23 protein-coding genes are annotated in these 21,234 nt (G+C 70.1%); 9 read left to right on the forward strand and 14 right to left on the reverse strand.

Features of this window, described 5'->3' with window-relative positions; translation table 11 throughout:
• Window positions 1-84 precede the first annotated feature (84 nt).
• From GWI24_RS05820 to GWI24_RS05840, 5 genes are all read left to right on the forward strand, one after another.
• On the forward strand, window positions 85-1,134 hold the full coding sequence (locus GWI24_RS05820; protein WP_247615937.1) for an LLM class flavin-dependent oxidoreductase: 1,050 nt from the start codon (window positions 85-87) through the stop codon (window positions 1,132-1,134).
• The gene (locus tag GWI24_RS05825; RefSeq protein WP_210944827.1) at window positions 1,127-2,158 is read left to right on the forward strand and encodes an LLM class flavin-dependent oxidoreductase; all 1,032 of its coding nucleotides are present in this window, start codon (window positions 1,127-1,129) and stop codon (window positions 2,156-2,158) included. The genes GWI24_RS05820 and GWI24_RS05825 overlap by 8 nt, the downstream gene beginning before the upstream one ends.
• Window positions 2,159-2,201: 43 nt before the next feature.
• On the forward strand, window positions 2,202-2,906 hold the full coding sequence (locus tag GWI24_RS05830) for an NADPH-dependent F420 reductase (protein WP_210944828.1): 705 nt from the start codon (window positions 2,202-2,204) through the stop codon (window positions 2,904-2,906).
• 123 nt (window positions 2,907-3,029) lie between these two features.
• The gene (locus GWI24_RS05835; protein WP_210944829.1) at window positions 3,030-3,407 is read left to right on the forward strand and encodes a DoxX family protein; all 378 of its coding nucleotides are present in this window, start codon (window positions 3,030-3,032) and stop codon (window positions 3,405-3,407) included.
• A gap of 44 nt (window positions 3,408-3,451) precedes the next feature.
• Entirely contained in the window at window positions 3,452-4,015 is a 564-nt protein-coding gene (locus GWI24_RS05840) for an NADPH-dependent FMN reductase (protein ID WP_210944830.1), read from the forward strand.
• 111 nt (window positions 4,016-4,126) lie between these two features.
• Here GWI24_RS05840 and GWI24_RS05845 read toward each other — a convergent pair whose 3' ends face one another.
• Together GWI24_RS05845 and GWI24_RS05850 are read right to left on the reverse strand one after the other, a co-directional pair.
• Window positions 4,127-4,963, reverse strand: a complete 837-nt coding sequence (locus tag GWI24_RS05845) for a hypothetical protein (protein WP_247615938.1) — start codon at window positions 4,961-4,963, stop codon at window positions 4,127-4,129.
• Between the two features lie 149 nt (window positions 4,964-5,112).
• Window positions 5,113-5,817: a TetR/AcrR family transcriptional regulator C-terminal domain-containing protein gene (locus tag GWI24_RS05850; RefSeq protein ID WP_210944831.1), complete on the reverse strand. Its 705-nt coding sequence runs from the start codon at window positions 5,815-5,817 to the stop codon at window positions 5,113-5,115.
• A 159-nt stretch (window positions 5,818-5,976) separates the two neighbouring features.
• Here GWI24_RS05850 and GWI24_RS05855 point away from each other — a divergent pair, with 159 nt between their 5' ends.
• From GWI24_RS05855 to GWI24_RS05865, 3 genes are read left to right on the forward strand one after another with little or no spacing between them, the layout of a single operon-like run.
• Entirely contained in the window at window positions 5,977-7,080 is a 1,104-nt protein-coding gene (locus GWI24_RS05855; protein WP_210944832.1) for a hypothetical protein, read from the forward strand.
• Entirely contained in the window at window positions 7,077-7,640 is a 564-nt protein-coding gene (locus GWI24_RS05860) for an ester cyclase (RefSeq protein ID WP_210944833.1), read from the forward strand. The genes GWI24_RS05855 and GWI24_RS05860 overlap by 4 nt, the downstream gene beginning before the upstream one ends.
• A complete protein-coding gene (locus GWI24_RS05865) occupies window positions 7,637-8,425 on the forward strand; it encodes an MBL fold metallo-hydrolase (RefSeq protein WP_210944834.1) in 789 nt (262 codons plus the stop codon). The genes GWI24_RS05860 and GWI24_RS05865 overlap by 4 nt, the downstream gene beginning before the upstream one ends.
• A gap of 59 nt (window positions 8,426-8,484) precedes the next feature.
• Here the strand turns inward: GWI24_RS05865 and GWI24_RS05870 are convergent, their stop codons facing one another.
• Together GWI24_RS05870 and GWI24_RS05875 are read right to left on the reverse strand one after the other, a co-directional pair.
• On the reverse strand, window positions 8,485-9,177 hold the full coding sequence (locus tag GWI24_RS05870) for an SDR family NAD(P)-dependent oxidoreductase (protein WP_210944835.1): 693 nt from the start codon (window positions 9,175-9,177) through the stop codon (window positions 8,485-8,487).
• Window positions 9,174-10,070, reverse strand: coding sequence for an NAD(P)H-binding protein (locus GWI24_RS05875; protein ID WP_210944836.1), 897 nt, complete (start codon window positions 10,068-10,070; stop codon window positions 9,174-9,176). The genes GWI24_RS05870 and GWI24_RS05875 overlap by 4 nt, the downstream gene beginning before the upstream one ends.
• 68 nt (window positions 10,071-10,138) lie before the next feature.
• On the opposite strand from GWI24_RS05875, the gene GWI24_RS05880 reads away from it, so the two are divergent.
• On the forward strand, window positions 10,139-10,951 hold the full coding sequence (locus GWI24_RS05880) for a LysR family transcriptional regulator (protein ID WP_210944837.1): 813 nt from the start codon (window positions 10,139-10,141) through the stop codon (window positions 10,949-10,951).
• A gap of 12 nt (window positions 10,952-10,963) precedes the next feature.
• On the opposite strand, the gene larC is transcribed toward GWI24_RS05880, so the two are convergent.
• The 10 genes from larC to GWI24_RS05930 all read right to left on the reverse strand — a co-directional run bounded on the left by larC (window position 10,964) and on the right by GWI24_RS05930 (window position 21,231).
• A complete protein-coding gene (gene larC, locus GWI24_RS05885) occupies window positions 10,964-12,178 on the reverse strand; it encodes a nickel pincer cofactor biosynthesis protein LarC (protein WP_308343517.1) in 1,215 nt (404 codons plus the stop codon).
• Window positions 12,179-12,215: 37 nt separating this feature from the next.
• Window positions 12,216-12,899 (reverse strand): nickel pincer cofactor biosynthesis protein LarB, encoded by a 684-nt coding sequence (gene larB, locus GWI24_RS05890; RefSeq protein WP_210944839.1) that lies wholly within the window; start codon window positions 12,897-12,899, stop codon window positions 12,216-12,218.
• Window positions 12,896-13,720: an ATP-dependent sacrificial sulfur transferase LarE gene (gene larE / locus GWI24_RS05895; protein WP_210944840.1), complete on the reverse strand. Its 825-nt coding sequence runs from the start codon at window positions 13,718-13,720 to the stop codon at window positions 12,896-12,898. Before larE ends, larB begins: the two co-directional genes overlap by 4 nt.
• Before the next feature lie 2 nt (window positions 13,721-13,722).
• Window positions 13,723-13,917 (reverse strand): hypothetical protein, encoded by a 195-nt coding sequence (locus GWI24_RS05900; RefSeq protein ID WP_210944841.1) that lies wholly within the window; start codon window positions 13,915-13,917, stop codon window positions 13,723-13,725.
• A gap of 83 nt (window positions 13,918-14,000) precedes the next feature.
• Window positions 14,001-15,425 (reverse strand): lactate racemase domain-containing protein, encoded by a 1,425-nt coding sequence (locus tag GWI24_RS05905; protein WP_210944842.1) that lies wholly within the window; start codon window positions 15,423-15,425, stop codon window positions 14,001-14,003.
• 128 nt (window positions 15,426-15,553) lie between these two features.
• Window positions 15,554-15,715: a hypothetical protein gene (locus tag GWI24_RS05910; protein ID WP_210944843.1), complete on the reverse strand. Its 162-nt coding sequence runs from the start codon at window positions 15,713-15,715 to the stop codon at window positions 15,554-15,556.
• A 138-nt stretch (window positions 15,716-15,853) separates the two neighbouring features.
• Window positions 15,854-17,116: a 2Fe-2S iron-sulfur cluster-binding protein gene (locus tag GWI24_RS05915; RefSeq protein ID WP_210944844.1), complete on the reverse strand. Its 1,263-nt coding sequence runs from the start codon at window positions 17,114-17,116 to the stop codon at window positions 15,854-15,856.
• Entirely contained in the window at window positions 17,113-18,009 is an 897-nt protein-coding gene (locus GWI24_RS05920; RefSeq protein WP_210944845.1) for a xanthine dehydrogenase family protein subunit M, read from the reverse strand. Before GWI24_RS05920 ends, GWI24_RS05915 begins: the two co-directional genes overlap by 4 nt.
• A gap of 8 nt (window positions 18,010-18,017) precedes the next feature.
• Window positions 18,018-18,797 carry an enoyl-CoA hydratase/isomerase family protein gene (locus GWI24_RS05925; protein WP_210944846.1) on the reverse strand — a complete coding sequence of 260 codons (780 nt, stop codon included), beginning with the start codon at window positions 18,795-18,797 and terminating at the stop codon, window positions 18,018-18,020.
• A gap of 1 nt (window position 18,798) precedes the next feature.
• The gene (locus GWI24_RS05930) at window positions 18,799-21,231 is read right to left on the reverse strand and encodes a xanthine dehydrogenase family protein molybdopterin-binding subunit (RefSeq protein WP_210944847.1); all 2,433 of its coding nucleotides are present in this window, start codon (window positions 21,229-21,231) and stop codon (window positions 18,799-18,801) included.
• Window positions 21,232-21,234: the final 3 nt, after the last annotated feature.

Raw genomic sequence — 21,234 nt, forward strand, 5'->3', positions numbered from 1 at the left:
TGGTTGACATATCAATTACATTGAGTCGATGATTGACGTGTCAACCAGACATCCGTCCGGGAGCAAGCGCGCTAGGAGAGGTCCATGACGGCCACAGCCTTCGAAGTGGGGCTCAATTCGTTCGGCGAGGTCGCGACCGATGGCGGCCGGCCGCTGAGCGACGCCGAGACCGTTCGTCTGATCGTCGAGGAGGCCAAGCTGGCAGAGGCGGTCGGGCTCGACGTGTTCAGCCTCGGGGAGCACTACCGTCCGGGCCACACCGACAGCGCCACTCCCGTCCTGCTCGCCGCCATCGCCACCGCGACGGAAAGCATCCGGCTCGGCACCTCGGTCACCGTACTGAGCACCAACGACCCGGTGCGGCTGTACCAGGAGTTCTCCACCCTGGACGCCGTGTCGAACGGGCGCGCCCAGCTCGTGCTGGGGCGGGCGTCGGCCACCGAGTCGTTCGCCCTGTTCGGCCATGACCTCGCCGACTACGAGGAGCTCTTCGAGGAGAAGCTGGATCTGTTCATGCGGCTCCAGCGCGAGGAGACGGTGACCTGGTCGGGCAGGTTCCGGCCCCCGCTCGTCGAGCAGCGACTGCACCCCCGGATGCCGCCCGGCGGCATTCCCACCTGGATCGGTGTGGGCGGCAGCCCGAACTCCGTGGTGCGCGCGGCCCGCTACGGACTGCCGCTCATGCTCGCCGTCATCGGCGGCCGCCCGCAGCGCTTCGCCGGCCACGTCGAGCTCTACCACCGCACACTCGAGCAGTCCGGGCACCCGGTGCGGCCGGTCGCCCAGCACTCGCTGGGGCTCGTCGCTGACACCGACGAAGAGGCGATCGAGACCTGGTGGCGGTACTGGCAGCCGGCCGTCGCCCGGCTGGCCCAGGAGCGCGGGTTCTACAAGCCGACCCGCGAGCGCTACGAGGCGGAGATCGACACGGGCGCTCTCTTCGTCGGCTCTCCCGAGACCGTCGCCCGCAAGATCGCCACGATGGCCCGCGATCTGCGCCTGAGCCGTTTCGACCTCAAGTACGACGTCATGAATCTGCCCCGCGAGGCCCGTGCCCGCTCGATCGAGCTGCTGGGCCGCGAAGTGGCCCCACGGGTGAAGGAACTGCTGGCGAAGGAGCCCGTCCATGTCTGATCTCGTCTTCGGCCTGGACACATTCGGGGATGTGCCGGACGACGACTCCGGCAGGCCGGTCTCCGACGCCCGGGCCATCCGGCAGGTCCTCGACGAGGCCGTACTCGCGGAGGAGATCGGCGTCGACGTCATCGCGCTCGGCGAGCATCACCGCCCGGAGTTCGCGATCTCGACCCCGGAGACCGTGCTCGCGGGCATCGCCACCCGCACCAGCCGTATCCGGCTGTCCTCCGGCGTGACGGTGCTGAGCTCGGACGACCCGGTCCGCGTGTTCCAGCGCTTCGCGACCGTGGACGCACTGTCGAACGGCCGGGCCGAGATCATCCTCGGGCGCGGCTCCTTCACCGAGTCGTTCCCCCTCTTCGGCTACGACCTCGCCGACTACGACGTGCTGTTCGAGGAGAAGATCGAGCTCTTCGCGAAACTTCTCGAGGAGAAGCCCGTCACCTGGAGCGGCACCAAGAGGGCGCCGCTGGAGGGCGCCGATGTCTTCCCCAAGACCGAGTCGGGGCACCTGACCACCTGGGTCGGTGTCGGCGGCTCACCCCAGTCGGTCGTCCGCACCGCGCAGTACGGGTTCCCGCTGATGATCGCCATCATCGGCGGCTCCCCACAGCGCTTCGCGCCCTATATCGACCTCTACCACCGCGCCACCGACAAGTTCGGTACGACCGCTCATCCGGTCGCCATGCACTCCCCCGGCTTCATCGCCGACACGGACGAGGAGGCCCGGGAGCTGCACTGGCCGCACTACAAGGTCATCCGTGACCGCATCGGCGCACTGCGGGGCTGGCCGCCCATCCGCAAGGACGAGTACGAGACCGAGATCGAGCACGGCTCCCTCTACATCGGCTCGCCCGAGACCGTCGCGCGCAGGATCGCCCGCGCCATCGAGGCGCTCGGCGTCGGCAGGTTCGACCTCATCTACACCACGGGCGCACAGCCGGTCAGCGCTCGTCTGCGCGCCGTCGAGCTGTACGGCACGAAGGTGATCCCGATGGTCCGGGACATCCTCGCGGGCTGACGCGCGAACGGACGCGAACGGAGAAGACACGAACGGAGAAGACATGCCCACCACCGCAGTGCGTACCGTCGGCATCCTGGGGGCGGGAAAGGTCGGCACGGTGCTCGCACGGCTGGCCCTGACGGCCGGCCACCGCGTCCTCATCGCCGGTTCCGGCGACCCCGCGAAGATCGCCCTCACCATCGACGTCCTGACCCCCGGCGCGGTCGCGGTCGCCGCCGAGGAGGCCGCGGCCGGGGCGGACCTCGTCGTCCTGGCGCTCCCGCTCGGCAAGTACCGCGGCATTCCGGCCGAAGCGTTGCGCGGGAAGCTCGTCATCGACGCGATGAATTACTGGTGGGAGGTCGATGGCAGCCGCGAGGACCTCACCGACCCGCTCACCTCCTCGAGCGAGATCGTGCAGGAGCACCTGGCGGGCGCGCGTGTGGTCAAAGCGTTCAACCACATGGGCTACCACGATCTCGAGGACGGCGCGCGGCCCGCGGGCACGCCGGGCCGCAAGGCGATCGCGATCGCCGGGGACGATCCGGCCGACCTCGCCACCGTCGCACGCCTCGTCGACGCCCTCGGCTTCGACCCCGTCATGGCCGGAGGGCTCGCCGAAGGCGTACGGCTCGAACCGGGAACGGAGCCCTTCGGCGCCAACGTCGGCGCGGCGGAGCTGCGCGCGATGCTCGGCCGCTTCCCGGAATCCGCGCGCGGACGGGCCGTGACCAGCGCACGGACCGCGGCCGAACGCGCGGCCTGACCGCTTTTGCCTCACCGGTTGACGCGTCATCTACCTTCCTCTACTTTGGATGACAGTTCAACCATTCCTCTGTGGGCCCGCCAGAGGGTCCGCACAACCCGATCACCAGAGGGATCTGTACCTGTGAACGTCACCTTGTGGGCTGTCGCGGCCCTGCCCGCCCTGGTCTTCCTCGGAGCCGGCGCCGCCAAGCTCGCCCAGTCCAAGGAGAAGCTCCTGGCCAGCCCGTCCATGGGCTGGGCCGAGGACTTCTCGCCAGGGGTGATCAAGACGATCGGCCTGCTCGAGGCCCTCGGCGCGATCGGGCTGATTCTGCCCGCGGCGGTGGACATCGCCCCGGCACTGGTGCCGCTGGCCGCTTCCGGTCTGGCACTGATCATGTTCGGCGCCGCGATCACGCACAGCAGGCGCGGCGAGGCCCAGTCGGCCGCCGTGAACGCGGTGCTGCTGGCGCTCACCGTCTTCGTGGCCTGGGGCCGATTCGGGCCCCACTCGTTCTGACGGCAACCGCAGGAAACAACCCGGAACACCGATAAGGAAACCTCATGACCAGGATCGGCATCATCCTCGGCAGCACCCGCCCCAACCGCAATGGCGAGCAGGTGGCCAAGTGGGTCTACGACATCGCCTCCCGGCGCGGCGACACCGAATTCGTCCTCGTCGACCTGCGTGATTTCCCGCTGCCGCACCTGGACGAGCCGCTGCCCCCGACGATGGGCCAGTACCAGGGCGAGCACACCAAGAAGTGGGCGGAGAAGATCGCCTCCTTCGACGGGTTCGTCTTCGTCACCCCGGAGTACAACCACAGCACGTCCGGCGTGCTCAAGAACGCCATCGACTACCTCTACGCGGAGTGGAACAACAAGGCGGTCGGTTTCGTCTCCTACGGCGGGGTCGGCGGCGCCCGGGCCGTGGAGCATCTGCGGCTTGTCGTCGGCGAGTTGCAGATGGCCGATGTGCGCCAGCAGGTGGCGCTCTCGCTGATCACCGAGTTCGAGAACTTCAGCGTCTTCAAGCCCGGCGACTACAACGTGGACTCGCTCAACACCCTGCTCGACCAGGTCGTCGCCTGGAGCGGAGCCCTGGCGCCGCTCCGCGCCTCCGCCTGAACCGCCTCGGGCGCGGCCGGACCCGTTTCCGGGTCCGGCACCCGAACACCCGGCGACCCCCGTACGGCTCCGTGGCCTGACGGCTCGCCCTGCCCGGCAGCCGGCCGTTTGTCAGCTGCCGGTGGACCGGACGGTGCTCATGATCTTCTTGATCTGGGCGTCCGTCAGCGCCTTCGGAACTCCCTGGTCCGCGTAGATCACCCAGCCGTGCATCGTCCCGTCGGGGAGCTTCTGCGCGACGCTGTGCACGACGGCCTTCGGCGGAACGCATGAGCTGGGACGGTTGGTGACGGTGACCTGGGCGGTCGCGGTGTAGCCGTCAATACCCCCCTGCTTCCACGGCTTGGCCTCACTGACCTTGATCTTGGGCTTGTGGTCCGCGCCGCCGTACGCGGCGAAGCCCCAGTTGCCCGCCCAGTTGCGGGCGTTCTCCTGGAGCGTGCCGTCCTTGCCGCCGCCCGTGGTGCCGACGGTGGCGAGCTGCCCCTTCCCCGCCTCACCAAAGGCCTTGGGATTGGGACTCGACGCGCAGCCGCCCTCACGGTAGTTGCCGGCCGCGGTCATGACGACGATCGGCTGGCCGTTCTTGTCCGTGTAGGAGAGGGCCGTCTCCTCGTCGAGGACCTTCCACTTCTCGGCCTTGGCGGGCACGTCGTAACGGAAGTGGTGCTTCTGCGAGGTCTGCGTCTGCCACCCCGTGAACAACGGCTGATCGCCCGAGGGGCTCGCCGGGGCGGAGGACTGGGACGACCCCGCGGAAGGTGCCTTCGACTCCGCGGCGCCGGTGTCCTTGTCCGTGGCGCTGCCGGTGTCCTCGTTGCATCCGCTCAACGCGACGGCCATGCCGATGCCGACGGCCGCGATCAGGGTCTTCTTCGTTCGCCGGGACGGCATCGAGGTGGTCTGCGGGTGTTGAGCAAGGTTCTTGAAGATCTTTGACTGAGACATGATCGGCACTCTAGGCGAGCCGCGTCGCCACACATCCCCAGGTGGGCGCCCCACCGCAAGACGGATACCCACTCGTGACACATCACATCAAGCTGATACGCGCGGCCATGGCCGTACTCATGGACCGCTCACCGTGACCCTCACCGATCTCACGATTCCCCTGTCGGGGTACTGAGGGGCGGGGCCTCGTAGGGAACTCCGACCTTGGCGGCCAGGCCGGAGATCATCAGCTCCAGGCCGTACTGGAACTCCGCGTCGTGATCGCTGTCGGCCAGATAGGGCGCAGTCGCGGTCAGAATCGGGTCGCCGGAGGCCGCGATGGCTTCGGTGCGCTGCTGGACCTGGTCGCTGTCCATGGCGCCCAGATAGATGGCGTAACCCAGTTCGCGCATGATCGAGCCGACCATGAAGGCGGTGTAACCGCGCAGGACGTGGACCATCTCCTCGGGGGCGAGGCGGAGTTCGTCGAGGCAGGCCAGCGTGGAGCGCATGGCCTCCAGGGCGGCGGGCGACTGCGTGGGCCGGGTCAGCACCAGGGGGAACGCCTTCGGATGCTGCTTGGCGGCGGCGCGGAAGGCGGCGGCGTGCGCCCGGATCCGCTTCTGCCATGATCCGCCCTCCTCCTCGGGAAAGGCGATGCCGGCCAGCAGCGCTTCGGCGACGCCGTCGAGAAGGGCCTCCTTGTTCGGTACGTGGTTGTAGAGCGACATGCTCTCGATGTCGAGCTCCGTGGCCAGTTTGCGCAGGGAGAAGGCGTCGGGGCCATCGCGGTCGATCATCGTCACCGCTGCCGCGATCACCTTTTCGCGGGTCAGACCGACCCGCCTGCCGCGGCCGGTTCCTCGCGCCGTCATGCGTCACCTTCCCTTGACATCACTTACGCCGCAAGTCTAGCGTTCCGGCCCACAAGACTTGCGGTGCAAGTGTCGGGTTGAGTGATCGCGCCGCTGAGTTCGCCGGGTTCATGGAACCTGCACCGAGCCGGCCCGGCTGACCAGAGAAGGACTCGATCGATGAAGCTCGCCTGGCAGGACACCGACGTCCTCGACATGCCCACGCTCGGCACCCCGATCACCACCCTCGGCGGCCTCGCGGACATACCCGGCGGCTACGGCGCACAGCTCGTGTGGGCCCGGACGCGGGCGACGGAGCTGCGTACCGAGTTCGCGGCGACCGGTACCCCGGACAGCATCACCACCTGCGACCTGGTGACCCTGCCCTATCCGACGAGATTCGGTCTCTTCCGCGCCTCCCGGGCCATCGCCCCGTTCCTCGCCATCACCAACCGCATGCTCGTCATCCGCTGGACCGAGAGCGACGGACGGCGGCGGGCGCTCCTGTTCGAGCCGAGCGATGTCCAACTCGGCCGCAACACCCCGTACTTCGCCGCCCTGGCCCGCCGCACACCCGGCCCGGTGCGATCCCTGATGGTCACCGAACACGGCACCGTCCTCGGGCATCTGGCCCGGCTCGGCATCGCGCCCGAGGACGTCGACTATCTCCTCTTCGACCATCTGCACACCCAGGACCTGCGCCGGTGGATCGGCACCAGCACACCCCAGCCGGACTTCGGCGACGCTCCGGTCGAGCCCGTGTTCCCCCGCGCCAAGGTGATTGTGCAGCGGCATGAGCTGCTGGCCATGTCCGAACTCCACCCGCTTCAGCGGCCCTGGTACCAGCCCGAGGCCTACCGGGATGTGCGGCCCGAGGCCTTATCCGCCGTCGACGGCTCGCTGCTCCTCGGCCCCGGTGTCGCGGTCATCTCCACCCCCGGCCATGTGCTGGGCAATCAGACCCTCCTGCTGAACACCTCCAGCGGCATCTGGGCGTCCAGCGAGAACGCCATCGCCGCCGAGTGCCTGACCCCCGAGCACTCCCGTATGCCCGGCATCGCCCGCTGGGCTCGCGCCTGGCAGCAGGAGGTCGTCCTGAACGCCAACACCATCGAGACGACGGCCGAGCAGTACAACTCACTCATCATCGAGAAGACGCTCGTCGACCGCGCCCAGGCCGACCCCCGCTTCCCGCAGTTCTTCCCCTCCAGCGAGCTGACCGCCGCCTGGACCAACCCCGGCACCGGCCCCACCTTCACCCACAAGGCAGTGACCCACCAATGACCACCGTGATCAGCGACGAGATCCTCGCGTACCGCCAGAAGCTGGTCCTGGACCACTTCCATGACGAGGTCCGCCAGCAGTGGGACGACGTCCTGGCCACCTTCCCGCATCCGCGCTACGAACTCATCCCCACCATGACGGTCCACGACGGCGACATGGCCGTACGCGGCTACTACCGCGACAGCCGCCGCGCCTTCCCCGACCAGGACCACGAGATCATCGCCCTGCGCCACAGCGGCGACGCCGTGATCGTCGAATTCTGGCTGCTGGGCACCCACCTCGGCCCGCTGGGCGCGATCCCGCCCACCGGAAACCGCTTCCGTGTGCGCATGACCGCGTACTTCATCTTCGACAACGACGGAAACGGCGGCGAGAACCTCGTCTGCGAGCGGATCTACTTCGACAGCCTCACGCTGCTGAAACAGCTGATCGGCGGCCTGAACCCGCGCAACCCGCGCAACTGGCTCCTGGCCGTCCGCTGTCTGCGCGGACTCCTCAAGGAAGCCGGTGGCACCCCACACCCCGCCCTCGTCAATACACCGCGGGCGGACCTGTCGTGAAGGTCCACCACCTCAACTGCGGCACCATGCACCTGCGCGGCGGACCGCGGCTGGTCTGCCACGTCCTCCTCCTCGAGACGGACGCACAGGGGCTCGTGCTCGTCGACTCCGGCTTCGGCCTCATGGACATCGCCACCCATGGCCGCCGCGTGGGCCCGGCCCGCCACTACATCAAACCGGCCCTGGACCCCGAAGAAACCGCCGTCCGTCAGGTGGAACGGCTCGGCTTCCACCGCGACGACGTCCGCCACATCGTCCTCACCCACTTCGACGCCGACCACATCGGCGGCCTCGCCGACTTTCCGCACGCCACCGTCCACGTCACCGCGGCCGAGGCACACGGCGCGATCCACGCCCCCTCCTGGCGCGAACGCCTCCGCTTCCGCCCGGCCCAGTGGGCCCACGGCCCGAGCGTCGTCGAACACAGCCCGGACGGCGAGGCGTGGCGCGGGTTCGCCGCCGCCAAGGAGCTCGACTCCGTCGCGCCCGGCATCGTCCTGGTCGCCCTCCCCGGCCACAACCGCGGCCACGCCTGCGTCGCGGTCGACACCGGCACCCGCTGGATCCTGCACGCCGGGGACGCCTTCTACCACCCCGGCACCCTCGACGGCCGCGCCCCCGTGCCCGCGGCCCTCCGCGCCATGGAGGCGGCTGTCGCGTACGACCTGGAACAGGTCCGCGCCAACCACGCCCGCCTCGGCGAACTGCACCGGCGCGCGGAACCCGACCTGATGATCATCTGCGCCCACGACCCGGCCCTGTACGAAAGGATGCGGGCCGGCTGAGGGAAGAGCCCGGGTGCCGCCGCACCCGGGCCGAACGGGAGCCACCAGGGCCATCCGGGCTACCAGGGCACGAGCTGGTCCTGGTGGTTGAGGAATTTCAGGCCCGGTTCGCCGCTGTGGCGGTCGATCGTGTCCACCACGCCCGGGATGGACTGGCGAATAGTCAGCGGTGCGTCCGGTCCGCCGAGCTCGGTGCGGACGTGGCCGGGGCACATGAGCAGCAGCGTGTGCGCGGCTTCGGCGTACCGGGCGGCGTAGCTGCGCATCAGCTGGTTCAGGGCGGACTTGCTGGCGCGGTAGACGTCCTGGCCACCCTTGGTGTTCAGGCCGAGGCTGCCCTGGCGCGAGGACATGACGCCGATGGTCCCGGTCGGCGCGACCAGCGAGCGGAGGGACTCGACCACGCGCATCGGGCTGAGCGCGTTCGTGACCATGACCTCGATGAACATCTCCGTCGGAACGTCGCCGATCGGAACGTCGCCCCTTGTGATGGCGGCGTTGACGAACAGCAGGTCGAGCGTGTGCTCCGCCAGGCGCTCGCGCAGCGCGGCGACCTCGTCCGGCTTCGTCATGTCCATCGACTCGACCGTGACCCGGCCACCGGACGCCTCGGCCAGGTCATGGAGGCCGGTGCGTCGCTCGCCCCGGACCGTACCGATGACGTTCCAGCCGCGGTGCGCGTACTCGGTGGCGAGGCCGAGTCCGAGGGTGCGGGACGCGCCGATGATGAGAGCGGTCTTGGGAGCGTTCACGCCTGGACCGCCGGCTTGAGGACGTCTTCGCACCACTGGCGGAAGGTCGTCGGGCTGGCGGTCTCGGGAGTACGCCGCACGCCCTCGTCAATACCGTCGTCCTTGGCGCGCATCATGTCGACGTAGCCCTCCACGAGCGCGTTCCCCATGCCGCGCCCGGTGAGTGCGGCGCGCATGTCCTCCAGCGACTGCCGCTGGTAGCGGATCGGGCGGCCGAGCACCTCGGACATGATGCGCGCCATGTCGTTCGCCGAAAGGTCCTCGGGACCCAGCACCGGGACCTCGCCCGTGCCCGTCCACGAGCGGTCGAGCAGCAGACCGGCGGCGGCCGCGGCGATGTCTCCGGTGGCGGCCGTCGGTGCCGTGCGGTCGGCGGCGGCGGTGTCGGTGAACACGCCGTCGTCGCGGATCGAGGTCACCTGCCGCAGCAGGTTGTCCATGAAGCCCGGGCAGGCGAGCGCCCGGTAGGCCACGCCCGTACCCGCGATGAGGTCGTCCATGGCCAGCGACGCCGTCACATGCCCGGCGCGGCCGCCGGCGGCAGTACCGCGGCCGAGCGCCGAGACGCCGACGACGTGTCCGACCCCGTGGACCGTGAACGCCTTCGCGGCGGCGCGGGTGAACCCGGAGTACGCGGCGTCCATGCTCGGAGCCTGCGGGTGCGGCGGGGCCAGCCAGAAGACGGCGTCCGCGCCGGCGAAGGCCCGGTCGACGACCTCGGCGTCGCCGTGCGAGCCGGTGACGACGTCGACGCGGGCGCGGACGGCGTCGGGGAGTTTCCCCGGGTCGCGCACGATGACCCGCAGCTCTTCGCCGCGCTTGGGGGCCTCGTTGAGCAGGATGTCCAGGAGCCGGCCGCCGATCTGGCCGGTGGGAGCGGTAATAACGATCATGTTGTGAGTCTCGGGGCGGGCCACCCGCGGCGTCCAATACCTTTCCCGGCAATTGATACCTTGAGGGCATGGATCTCGATCTGCGCAAGCTCCGCTATTTCGCCGCGGTGGCCGAGCACCGGCACTTCGGCCGGGCCGCGGAACAGCTGTTCATCGCCCAGCCGGTCCTCAGCCGCCAAATCAAGGCGTTCGAGCAGGAGTTGGAGTGCGCGCTGCTCGTGCGGACCACTCGCAGCGTGGAGCTGACCCCCGCCGGGAAACAGCTCCACGAGGAGGCGCAGCGGATCCTCGGGGCGGTCGCCGCGGCGGTGCGGCGCGTACACGACGCCGAACGGGGCTCCCAGCGCCTCGTCGTGGCCTTCTCCCCCGGGCTGCACGTGTCGGATGCGATCCGGGCGTTCACATCGCGCCACCCGGACGTCGAGACCGACGTCGTCCCGGCCCACTGGTGGCAACCGGACGCGCCGCTCCGGGACGGCCGGGCCCAGGTCGCATACCTGCGACAGCCTTTCGACGACTCGGGATTGCGCACCATCCCCATCGGCCACGAGCCCAGGGTCGCCTGCATGCCCGCGACGCACCCGCTGGCGCGCCGTGAGAAGCTCACCTGCGCCGACCTCGACGGCGAGAAGATGATCACGGCGACGACGCGGCCGATGTCCTCCATCGAGGAGAAGTTCGAGCTCATCGCCGCCGGGCAGGGTATCGCGCTCATCTCCATGAGCGCCGCGCGCTCCTACTCCCGCCCCGACCTCGTCCACCTCCCCGTCACGGACGCCCCAGGGGCCGAGACCTGCCTGGCCGTCGCCGCGGACCGACGCGAGAGGCAACTGCTGCGCGACTTCCTGGACATCGCCACCGCGACACTGCGGCACGCCTGAGCGGACTTCGTTTCACCCGCCCCGGCGCTGAAACTCGGTCATCACCTGATCCACCACCACACGCAGCGGCAGATCCAGGGCCTGGGCGGCGGATTCCACATCGGAGAGTTCCGGTTTGACCGTACGGCTCCCGTCTCCGACCTCGGACACCTTGACACTGATGTGCTGCCGTCGCCCCTCGGGTCCGATGGCGACGGTCACCGACCGGCGGGGCAAGGTCGCCCGTTGCCAGGACGACCAGCGCACGCCCACCGTGGTGGTGTGGCGGAACACCGTGTCGACGACCGCTTCCCGCAGGCTTTCGTCGCACAGGGCGGTGAGGACCTGTCCATGCCGGCCGTGCCGGGCGGTGATGGAACTCGTCCAGCAGTCCCAGGCGCCCGCGGTCCGGACGGCGGTGAGCACGGACGGCCACAGCTGCGGGTCCAGGTCGTCGACCGTGGCTTCGACCACGAGCACATCGCCGGACGGCCTGCGTACGGTCTCCTGGGCGGTGCCCACGACGACCCGGGTGATGTTGGGGCGGTCGGCGGGGTCCCGGGAACCGCCACCGATGCCGACGCCGCGCACCGTCATGGCCGGGAACGCCCCGGGCCGGGCGAGCGCGGCGACCAGGGCCGCCCCGGTGGGGGTCGTACGTTCCCCCTCCAGGTCTCCCTCGGTCAGCGGCAAGCCCGCTCGCGCGGCGATGCCCAGCACCGCCGGGGTGGGCACCGGCAGCCGGCCGTGCTCGGCGCGCACGGTGCCCCTTCCGGTCGCCAGTGGCGAGGTCGTCACCACGGGATTTCCGCTGAGCAGCCCGAGGTCGTCCAGCGCCGCCGCGCAGCCCACGACGTCGGCCAGTGCGTCGAGCGCCCCCACCTCGTGGAAATGCACCGCTGTGGGGTCGATTCCGTGCACGCCGCCCTCGGCGTGCGCGAGCACCTCGAACACCCGCCTGGCGTAGCTCCTGGCGTCCGCGTCCAGCTCCGCCGACTCGACCAGCGCGAGGACGTCGTCCAGGTGTCGGTGCGCCGGAGGTCCCGCGGGGACGCTGACCTGGGCGCGCAGACAGCGGAATCCGCCGCGTCGGTCGGGTTCGACGCGTACGGCGACGCCGAGACCGAGCGACGCCACCGCGGCGGCGACCCGCTCCTGGTCCGCGCCCGCGTCGAGGAGAGCGGCCATCAGCATGTCGCCGGCCAGCCCGGACGTGGCGTCGATCCAGCAGGCGGCACGCTCAATCACGGCACGCTCAATCACGGCACGCTCAGCCACGGCACGCTCAGCCACGGCACGCCACTTTGAGGATCTTCGCGACATGCACGGCGGCACCGAAGCCATTGTCGATGTTGACCACGGCCAGCCCGGGACTGCAGGACGACAGCATGGTCATGGCGGCGGTGACGCCCCCGGTGGCCACACCGTAACCGACGCTGGTCGGCACACCGACGACCGGGGCCGCGACAAGGCCGGCGACCACGCTGGGCAGGGCTCCGTCCATTCCGGCCACGACGACGAGACAGTCCGCCGCGCGCACGTCGTCCAGCTTCGCCAGCAGCCTGTGCAGTCCGGCCACTCCGACATCCGCCATCACCTCGGCGCCCACACCCAGCGCCGTCAGCGTGGCCAGGCATTCACGGGCCACCGGCAGGTCGGTCGTGCCCGCGGTCAGGACCAGGGCATGCCCCGCCGGTGGTGGCGGCTCTCCCACGGTGACCGTCGCGGCCGTACGGTCGACGCTCACCACATCGCCCGGAAACGCCTCGGCCGCGGCGTCGAGAACCGCTTCGGGGCAGCGGGTCGCCAGAGCCGGGCCGGTGCGGTCGTGCGCCCGCAGCTCGGCCAGGAGCCGCAGCGTCTGCTCGGGCGGCTTGCCCGCACCGAAGACCACCTCAGGTACTCCCGTTCGCGTCCTGCGGTCCACATCGAGCCGGGCGTAACCACCGACTCCGACCGCCCCGTTCACCGGTTCCGCTCCACCGGGGTGATCGGCAGGTTCAACGAGCCGGAACGGAAGGGCTGTTCATCGATTTCCACCTGGTCGTAGCCGACGGCCCGCACGGCCGCCACCACCGCGGCGCGCTCCCCGGGGTCGCCCACCCGGACGAGCTCTTCGGCAGCCAGCTGGACCCTGCCGAGCCGGCCGTAGTGCCGCACCCGCAGCACCCGGTAGCCGAGCCGCTTCAGCGCCAGCTCCGCCCGATCGACCTGCTCGAGCGTGGGAGCACTGACGGGCGTGCCGTACGGGAGCCGGGAGGCCAGACACGGGGAGGCCGGCTTCTCCGCGGAGGGCACGGCCAGGGCGCGGGCCAGCGCCCGGACGGCTTCCTTGCCGAGACCGGCCTCCAGCAGGGGATGCCGTACACCGTGCTCGGCCGCGGCACGCAGTCCCGGGCGCCAGTCGCCGATGTCGTCGGCGTTCGCGCCGGACAGCACCGCCGCGTAGCCGCGCCGCGCGGCGAGTTCGTCCAGCCGGTCGTAGAGCTCGGACTTGCAGTGGTAGCAACGGAACCGGTCGTTGCGGCGGTAACCCTCCCGGGCCAGCTCGGCGGTGTCGACGACTTCATGGGCGATACCGACCGAGGCGGCCACGGCGCGCGCTTCCTCGAGCTCACCGGTGGCCAGCGCGGACGACACGGCCGTCACGGCCAGCGCCCGTGACCCGAGCGCTCGCGCCGCCACCGCCGCTACCAGCGACGAGTCGACGCCACCCGAGAAGGCGACGACGGCACTGCCGACGGCGCCGATGCGCGCGGTCAGGGCCTCCAGCGGAGTGGTGGTGTGCACGGTCAGCCCTCCTTGGGTTTCTTCGCCTTCGCGGCGGCGATCAACTCGTCCGGCGGCCACCCCTCGTCGAGTGCCTGACATACCCGTAGAAACGCCCCCGGATCACGGCCATGACGGCGGGCGGCCAGGGTGATCGGCTCCCGCGGAGCTCCACCGCAGTAGAGACAGCCCACGCCTATCGCGGACAGCAACCGCATCGCGGATCCGTCAGGATGCCGGCTGACCAGTTCCGTGATGGTGGTCGAGCCCCGGACCGGTGACCGGGGTGGCCCGTCCGGATTCACCGCGGCGCCTCTTGCGGGAAACGCAGGGGCTGGGCGTCCAGCCGGACCAGCTCGCGGGGCAACTGGTACCGGGCGAAGGGCAGGATCGCCACCTTGGCGTCGGGGCCGTGGCGCTCCATCGCCGCGGCGAATGCCGCGTCCAGCGAGGTGGTGGCGTCGATGCCGATGTCCTCCGCCATGGCGAGGTTCTCTTCCAGGGTGACCAGGGTCAGGTGCTTGCGCACCATGACCTCGTAGATCGGGGCCCAGATGCAGCCCGCCCACATCTGGATCTCACGGGCGTGGATGTCCCCCAGCAGCCGGTGGTAACCGGCCTCGGAAGGTGGCATGTAGGGCTTCATCAGGTCCATCAGGGCCAGGCCGGGGAAGAAGCCCGTCTCGGTTTGCACACCGGGCGAGGGACTGGTGTAGATGACGGTGCCGCCGTCGCGCACCACGTGGTCGGCGGACATGCAGCCCCAGCCGGTGTGGAAGAACAGATGGTCGGTGGGCGCGAACACCCCGCAGATGACGATGTCGGCCGGACCGCTTTCGGCCACCGGGCTGTCGAAGGTGTAGATCTCGTTGAACCGCTCGATGGTCCTGCGGTGCGACACCGGATGTGCCCCGAAGTTCATCTCGATCACCTTGCCGCGGGTGTCGAGCAGGACGTCCAGGGTCGCGGTGAGGCCGGCCATCGTGGCGATCTCGTCGATGTCCGAGCGCATCGGTCCGGCCAGTGCCCCGTAGTGCGTCTGGGGCGACATCACGAAGTTGCCGTGGTTGGCCTCGATGGTGATGTCGGCGCACACCCCTGGCATGACCAGCTTGCCGCCTCCGCCGTAACCCCAGTGATTGGCCTGTGCCTGTCCGATCGCGATCACCACATCATGGCTGGTCACGGACTCATGCACCCAGGCGGGCGTGCCCCGCGAGGTGATGCCGAGGTGGGTGTAGACGTCGTAGTTGAGGGGGTCGTTCTGGAGCAGCGGGATACCCAGCCGGGCCATGCGCGCGAGGTTGTCCCGACCGACCTTCTGTTCGATGTCGCGCTGCGACATCGATATGACCTTGCCGTTGCCGGTGATGACGGTGGCCCTGGTCGTGCCGGCCCGTTCGATCTCGTCGAGTACCGCAGGAAGGATCTTCGAGGCCGGGGTGGGCCGGAACTGGTTGTCGATGATGACCGTGATGCTCCGGCCGCCCTCGAGCAACTGCGCGAGACTCGGCCCGGCCACCGGGTTGGCCAGTGCGCGCCGCGCCTCGTCGGTGGTGTTCTTCACCGCGGGGGGTTCGTCGGGGTAGATCGCCGCCAGCAGGTTCCGCTCGGGGATGTCGAGTTCGAGCTCTTCCCGGCGGACGTTGCTCTCGTCGTCCATGACGCCGATGGTCAGCGGGTCCAGCGACTCGTAGGGAATTCGTGCGTGGAAAGTTCCGGTCATCGTGGACCCTCTTCGCAAGCGGCGCGCCATCATACTCAACGGACCGTATGTTTAGGATGGTTGATCAATATATTGGAAGCTAGGCGAGATTTCAGAGGCTGTCAACGCTCGCGCATGCGACGACCCCGTCACAGACCGCTTCCGACCTGCTCGGCCCGTTCCGGCCGCCGGCCGAAGCCCACCGAAACCCGGGTTTCCGGAACGGCGATGAGCGTGACGACGAACATGTACGCCACGCTGGCCGGCGCCCCGCCCAGGCCTGCCCCGCCGGCACCGATCAGTCCGCTCATCAGACCCCGCCACCGCGGGCCGATGCACTCCGTGCCAAGGTGTGCGTGGTCGCGGTGACACCGCCGACGAACAGGCCCTGCACCACCCGGAGGGTCGGCGTCGCGGCCGGTGGGGAGGGATGCCACTGACACCTGGTTCTAACGCTCCTTCTGCCGACCGCTCCGCCGGCGCCCTCCGGCGCCGCGCAGCAGCCGCTTGACGCGGTCGAGCAGGGGCGCGAACACCAGACTCAGGGCGCTGGGGGCCTTCACCGGCCCGGACGGCGCCTGCCCGGATATCGCCGCTTCGGTGACGGCGTCGGCGAACTGCTCGAACATCCGGCGGCTGACGTCTCCGGCGAGAGCGCGACCGAACTGGGCGATGCGGCCGGTGAGATAGACCTTGGCGTCGGCGTGCATCGCGGTGCCGGTCTCCGTGGCCTCGGTGGTCAGTGTGATGTCCGCCTGTGTCTGCGCTCCGCCGGTGTCCTGGCCTTGGGCGACCGCCCGCAGCCGACCGGCCCCACGGTCGTGTTCCAGGATCTGCGCCACTCCGTTGAAGGCCAGTTTGACCGGACCCACGGAGACCCGGGCTCTGCCCGCGTAGTGTCCGTTGCCGTGGTCGTCGGTGAGCTCCGCGCCCGGCAGGCAGCGCGCGAGCAGGTAGATGTCGTCGAGGACGCCCCAGACCCTGTCCTCGGGCAGTTCGATCTCCGTGGTGATCCGCACCGCGATGGTGGGATCACCGCTGGGCAGCACGATGTCCTGGACGCCCGACGACACCTTGTCCTCGGCCTCGTCCGGAGCGTCGGACGCGTCCGCGCCCTGCCCGGCACGGCCGACCAGCGCCGTACGCACACAGTTGCCCGGCTCGGGGATGCCCTCGGGGTGTGCGCGCCGGGTCTCGTCCACCGCGGTGAGGATGTTCCGGTACCCGGTGCAGCGGCAGATGACGCCCGACAACTCCTCCGGCAGCTCCTCCTCGGTGACGTCCGGCTTGTTGACCAGCAGGTCGTAGGAGCTCATCAGGAAGCCGGGGGTGCAGAAGCCGCACTGCAGGGCGTGGTGACGCCCGAACGACTCCTGCAGCGGGTGCAGGGCGTCGGGCCGCCCCAGGCCCTCGACGGTGACGATGTCCGTCCCGTCCAGCTGCACGGCGAACAGCAGACAGGCGCGGGCGGCCTCGCCGTCGACGAGCACGGTGCACATACCGCAGACCCCGTGTTCGCAGCCGACATGCGTACCGGTGAGGCCGAGGTGGTCACGCAACGCGTCGGCCAGGGTGACCCGCGCCGGGAGGCTCAGCACCGTGGGCGTCCCGTTGACGGTCATCCGGACCTCGACCGGGTCGTCCGCGCCGGCCTTCACCGGGCGCGGCGTGCGGGGCCCCGCCTCGCGGGACCCGGCTTCGCCGACGGTCACGTGGTCACCTCCTCGGCGCCGTCGCGGGCGCGCTCGTAAGCCTTGGACAGTTCCCGGCCGGCCAGGGCGAGCAGCAGCCGGCGCCGGTAGTCCCTGGACGCGTGGACGTCGCCGTCGGTGTCGACGATCTCCTCGACGACGGCGACGAGTTGCTCCCTGAGCCGGCCCGCGAGCCCCTCGCCGCTGTCGGTGACCGCGGCGGCGAGTTGCTCGGAGAGATCACGGGTGACCGGCCGGTCGGACACGCCGAACGCGGTCATCGTCGCCTCCGGGCGACCCGCGCGCAGACGTACCCGCACGGCGACGCCCGCGAGCGCGAAGTCGCCGTGGCGACGGGCGATTTCGGCGAACCCGAACCCCTCCCCCTCGGCGGCCACGGGCAGCCGTACGGAGGTGAGGATCTCGTCGGGGGCCAGCGCCGTGGTCATCGCGCCGTGGAAGAACTCCCGGGCGGACACGCCCCGGTGACCGTTCGGTCCGGTCAGCGTCAACTCCGCGTCGAGGCAGCAGGCCACGGCGGGCAGCTCGGCGGCCGGGTCGGCGTGGGCGAGACTGCCGCACACCGTCCCCCGGCTGCGCAGTTCGCGGTGGCCCACCCAGGGCAGCGCCAGGCGCAGCAGGGGAACACTTGCGCCGAGCGGGTCCCGCTCCACACGGCGCTGCCGTACGGTCGCGCCGATGTGCAGGACCGGCCCGGAGCGGGTCAGCGCGCCGAGTTCTTCTACGGAGTTGATGTCGATCAGCGTGTCGGGGCGGGCGAGCCGCATGGCGAGCACCGGTGTCAGCGACTGCCCGCCCGCGATGACCTTGCCGCCCCCGCGGGTCTCCGCCAGTTCGGCGATCGCGTCGGAGAGGCGCGAGGGACGAACGTAGGCGAACGGTGCGGCTTTCATGGATCAGATCACCGGCCCTGGAACTTCGGGGCCCGCTTCTCGCCGAACGCGGCGACGCCCTCGGCGAAGTCGTAGCTCGACCGCAGCATCGCGTATGCCTTGCGCTCCAGCTCGATCCCCGAGTAGAGCGGAGCGTCGATCCCCTTGTCGAGCACCTCCTTGGCGGTGCGCAGGGCCAGTGGCGAGTAGCCCAGCATGGTCTTCACCACTCGTTCGACCTCCGCGTCCAGCGCCGCGCGATCGGGCAGCACGGCCGACACCAGGCCCCAGTCCCCCGCCTGCCGCGCCGTGATGCGGGTCGCGGTCATGACGTGGTACTTGGCGCGGGAGAGACCGATGAGCCGGGCGAGGCGCTGGGTGCCGCCGGAGCCGGGGATCATGCCCAGGCGCATCTCCGGAAGGGCGAACTCGCTGCGTTCGGTGGCGATACGGATGTCCGTGGACAGCGCGAGCTCGAAGCCGACGCCGAAACAGTAGCCGTCGACCGCGGTGATGACCGGCTTCGGGCTGCGGGACGGAGCCGTGACGTTCTGGCCCAGATCGGTGAAGTCGACGGGCTCCATCTCCATGAAGCCGGGGATGTCGCCGCCCGAGGTGAAGTGCTCGCCCTCGCCCCGGATGACCACGACCTGGATGTCCTCGTCCGCGTCGATCTCGGCGAAGCGGTCGGCCATCACCTGGCGGGTCTCCATGGTGACGATGTTGTATTTGCCGTGGTCGAGGGTCAGGTAGGCGACACGTCCATCGTGGCCGCGGTCCAGCCTGATCCGGCCTCCGGTCAGTGCCATGTCACAGATCCCTTTCGCTGTCACTGCCGTTGAGCAGCTCGTTGAGTACGTTCCCGTGGAGGGGCAGGGTGGTGATGTCCACGCCCGCCGGGGCGAGGGCGTCGGCGACCGCGCCCGCGATCGCGGCGGGAAGGCTCATGCTGCTGCCCTCGCCGCACCCCTTCGCGCCGAGGCGGGTGAGGGGGGAAGGCGTCTCCAGGTGGTCGCTGTGGAGCGCGTACCGCGTCTCCGCGGTGGTGGGACAGAGATAGTCCATGAACGTCGCCGTCGGTTGCCCGGCGTCGGTGTAGCGCATCTCCTCGAACATCGCACCGCCTATGGCGTGTGCGAGCGCACCATGGATCTGGCCTTCGAGGAGCGTGGGGTTGAGGATGGTCCCCGGGTCGTGGACGGTCACCACCTTCTCGAGCCGGAGCTGCCGGGTCTCGGCGTCGATGCGTACGGTGGCGAGCTCGGCGACGAATCCGTAGCACAGGCTCGAGTTGATCTGGTCGCCCCGGCTGGCGGCCTTCGACTGCGGGGGTGTGAAGGCGGCCTCCTCGTACAGCCGCGCGGTGGTGCCCTCGGGGAGCGCTCCGGGGTCCCAGTGGACCAGCCCGGCCGCGTGCCGGAACAGCACCGCCCGCTCGGGCTCGTCCCGGACCCGGACCCTGCCGTCGGCGAGTTCCACCTCGTGCCGCCGGACGTCCAGCAAGGTGGCACCGGCGACCTTGACGGTCTCGGCCAGCTTTTCACCGGCTTCGACCAGCGCGCTGGTCAGCAAGGGGGCGAACCGCGACGAATAGCTGCCGGAGGTCACCGTCCAGGGGGTGGTGGCGGTGTCCATCTCGACCACCGGACGAACCTGGTCCAGCGGCAGCCCGAGCTGTTCGGCGACCACGGCCTGGGCGACCGTGGCGTGGCCCTGCCCCTGCGGCACGGTGCCCAGCAGGACGGACACGATGCCGTTGAGGTCGACGCTGACGCGTACGTGCTCGGTGGAGCCGGACTTGCCGCGCCCCGCCGTGCGCTGTTCGGCCGGGGTGGCCAGGCTGACATAGCCGATGTTGGTCGCCGACGGGTCGACGATGGTGGCGACGCCGATGCCGTAGTACTCACCGCGCTCCCGCGCCTCGCGCTGCTCTTCCCGAAGCGCCTGGTAGTCGGCGTTCTTCAACAGCATGTCCAGCGCGCGCCGGTAGTCGCCCGAGTCGTAGACGCCGCCGGTCGGAGTGGCGTACGGGAAGTCCTCACTGCCCACGAGGTTGCGCTGCCGCAGCTCGACCGGGTCCAGGCCGCAGACCCCGGCGATCTTGTCCATCAGCCGCTCCAGGCCGAAGTACAGCTGCTGGCCGCCGAATCCACGGTTGAGTCCGGTGGGTGTCTTGTTGGTCACGACCGCGCGGGAGCGGATCCGCACGGCGTCGATCGTGTACGCGCCGGTGATGTTGCCGAAGCAGCGGTACAGCGTGCTGGGCTCCGGCGGGCGGAGATACGCGCCGACGTTGTCCACCAGATCCGCGCGGAGTGCTCGCACCTCGCCGTCGGCGGAGACCGCGGCTTCGAACCACATCACGCGGTCGGATCCGGCGGAGCTGGCGAGCATGTGCTCGATGCGGTCCTCGGTCCAGCGCACCGGGCGGCCCGCGTACTTGCTGGCCAGCGCCATCAGGGCCACATAGGGGTAGATGCCGGCCTTGATGCCGAAGCTGCCGCCGTTGTCGGACGGGATCATCAGCCGGATGCGTGAGGCGGGTACGCCCAGCGCCCCGGCCAGGACCGGGACCATGGAGAACGGACCGTGGAAGTTCGCCCACGCCTGAACGCCCGGTCCGTCGGCCTCGTCCTGCCAATGGGCGACGACCGCGTAGCACTCCATCGGGGTGGAGGAGTACCGAGGGAAGGTGTACTTGCCCTTCACCACGTGGTGGGCGGTGGCGAAGTGGCCGTCCACATCACCGAATTCAAAGGTTCGATCGGTCGCCACATTGCTGTCGGCGCCCTCGTGCAGTCGCGGGGCGTCGGGCAGGAGGGCCCTCTCGACGTCGACCACCGGGGGCAGCGGCTCGTAGTCGATCTCGACGAGTTCGGCGGCGTCCTCCGCGAGGTAGCGGTCCGCCGCCACCACCACGGCGACCGGTTCACCGACGAACCGGACCTTGTCGGTGCCCGTCGGGTAGTACGGCATGGGCGTCTTGAGGGAGAGCGGGAACGGCCGCAGTGTCGAGGCGACCTCATCGGGACCGATCACGGCGGCAACACCGGGGTGCCGCCGCGCCCGTGTCAGACGTACGCCGCGGATGCGGGCGTGCGGATGCGGGCTCCGGACGACCGCGGCGGTCAGGGTGCCCGGCAGGGGGTCGAGATCGTCGAGGAAGCGGCCTCGTCCGGTGAGCAGTGCGGGGTCCTCGATCCGTGCGGTCGGCCGCCCCGGCCGTTCCGTGGTCGCGGTCACGTG

It is taken from the genome of Streptomyces sp. MK37H, from assembly GCF_018035285.1.
In the GTDB taxonomy this organism is placed as follows: domain Bacteria; phylum Actinomycetota; class Actinomycetes; order Streptomycetales; family Streptomycetaceae; genus Streptomyces; species Streptomyces endocoffeicus.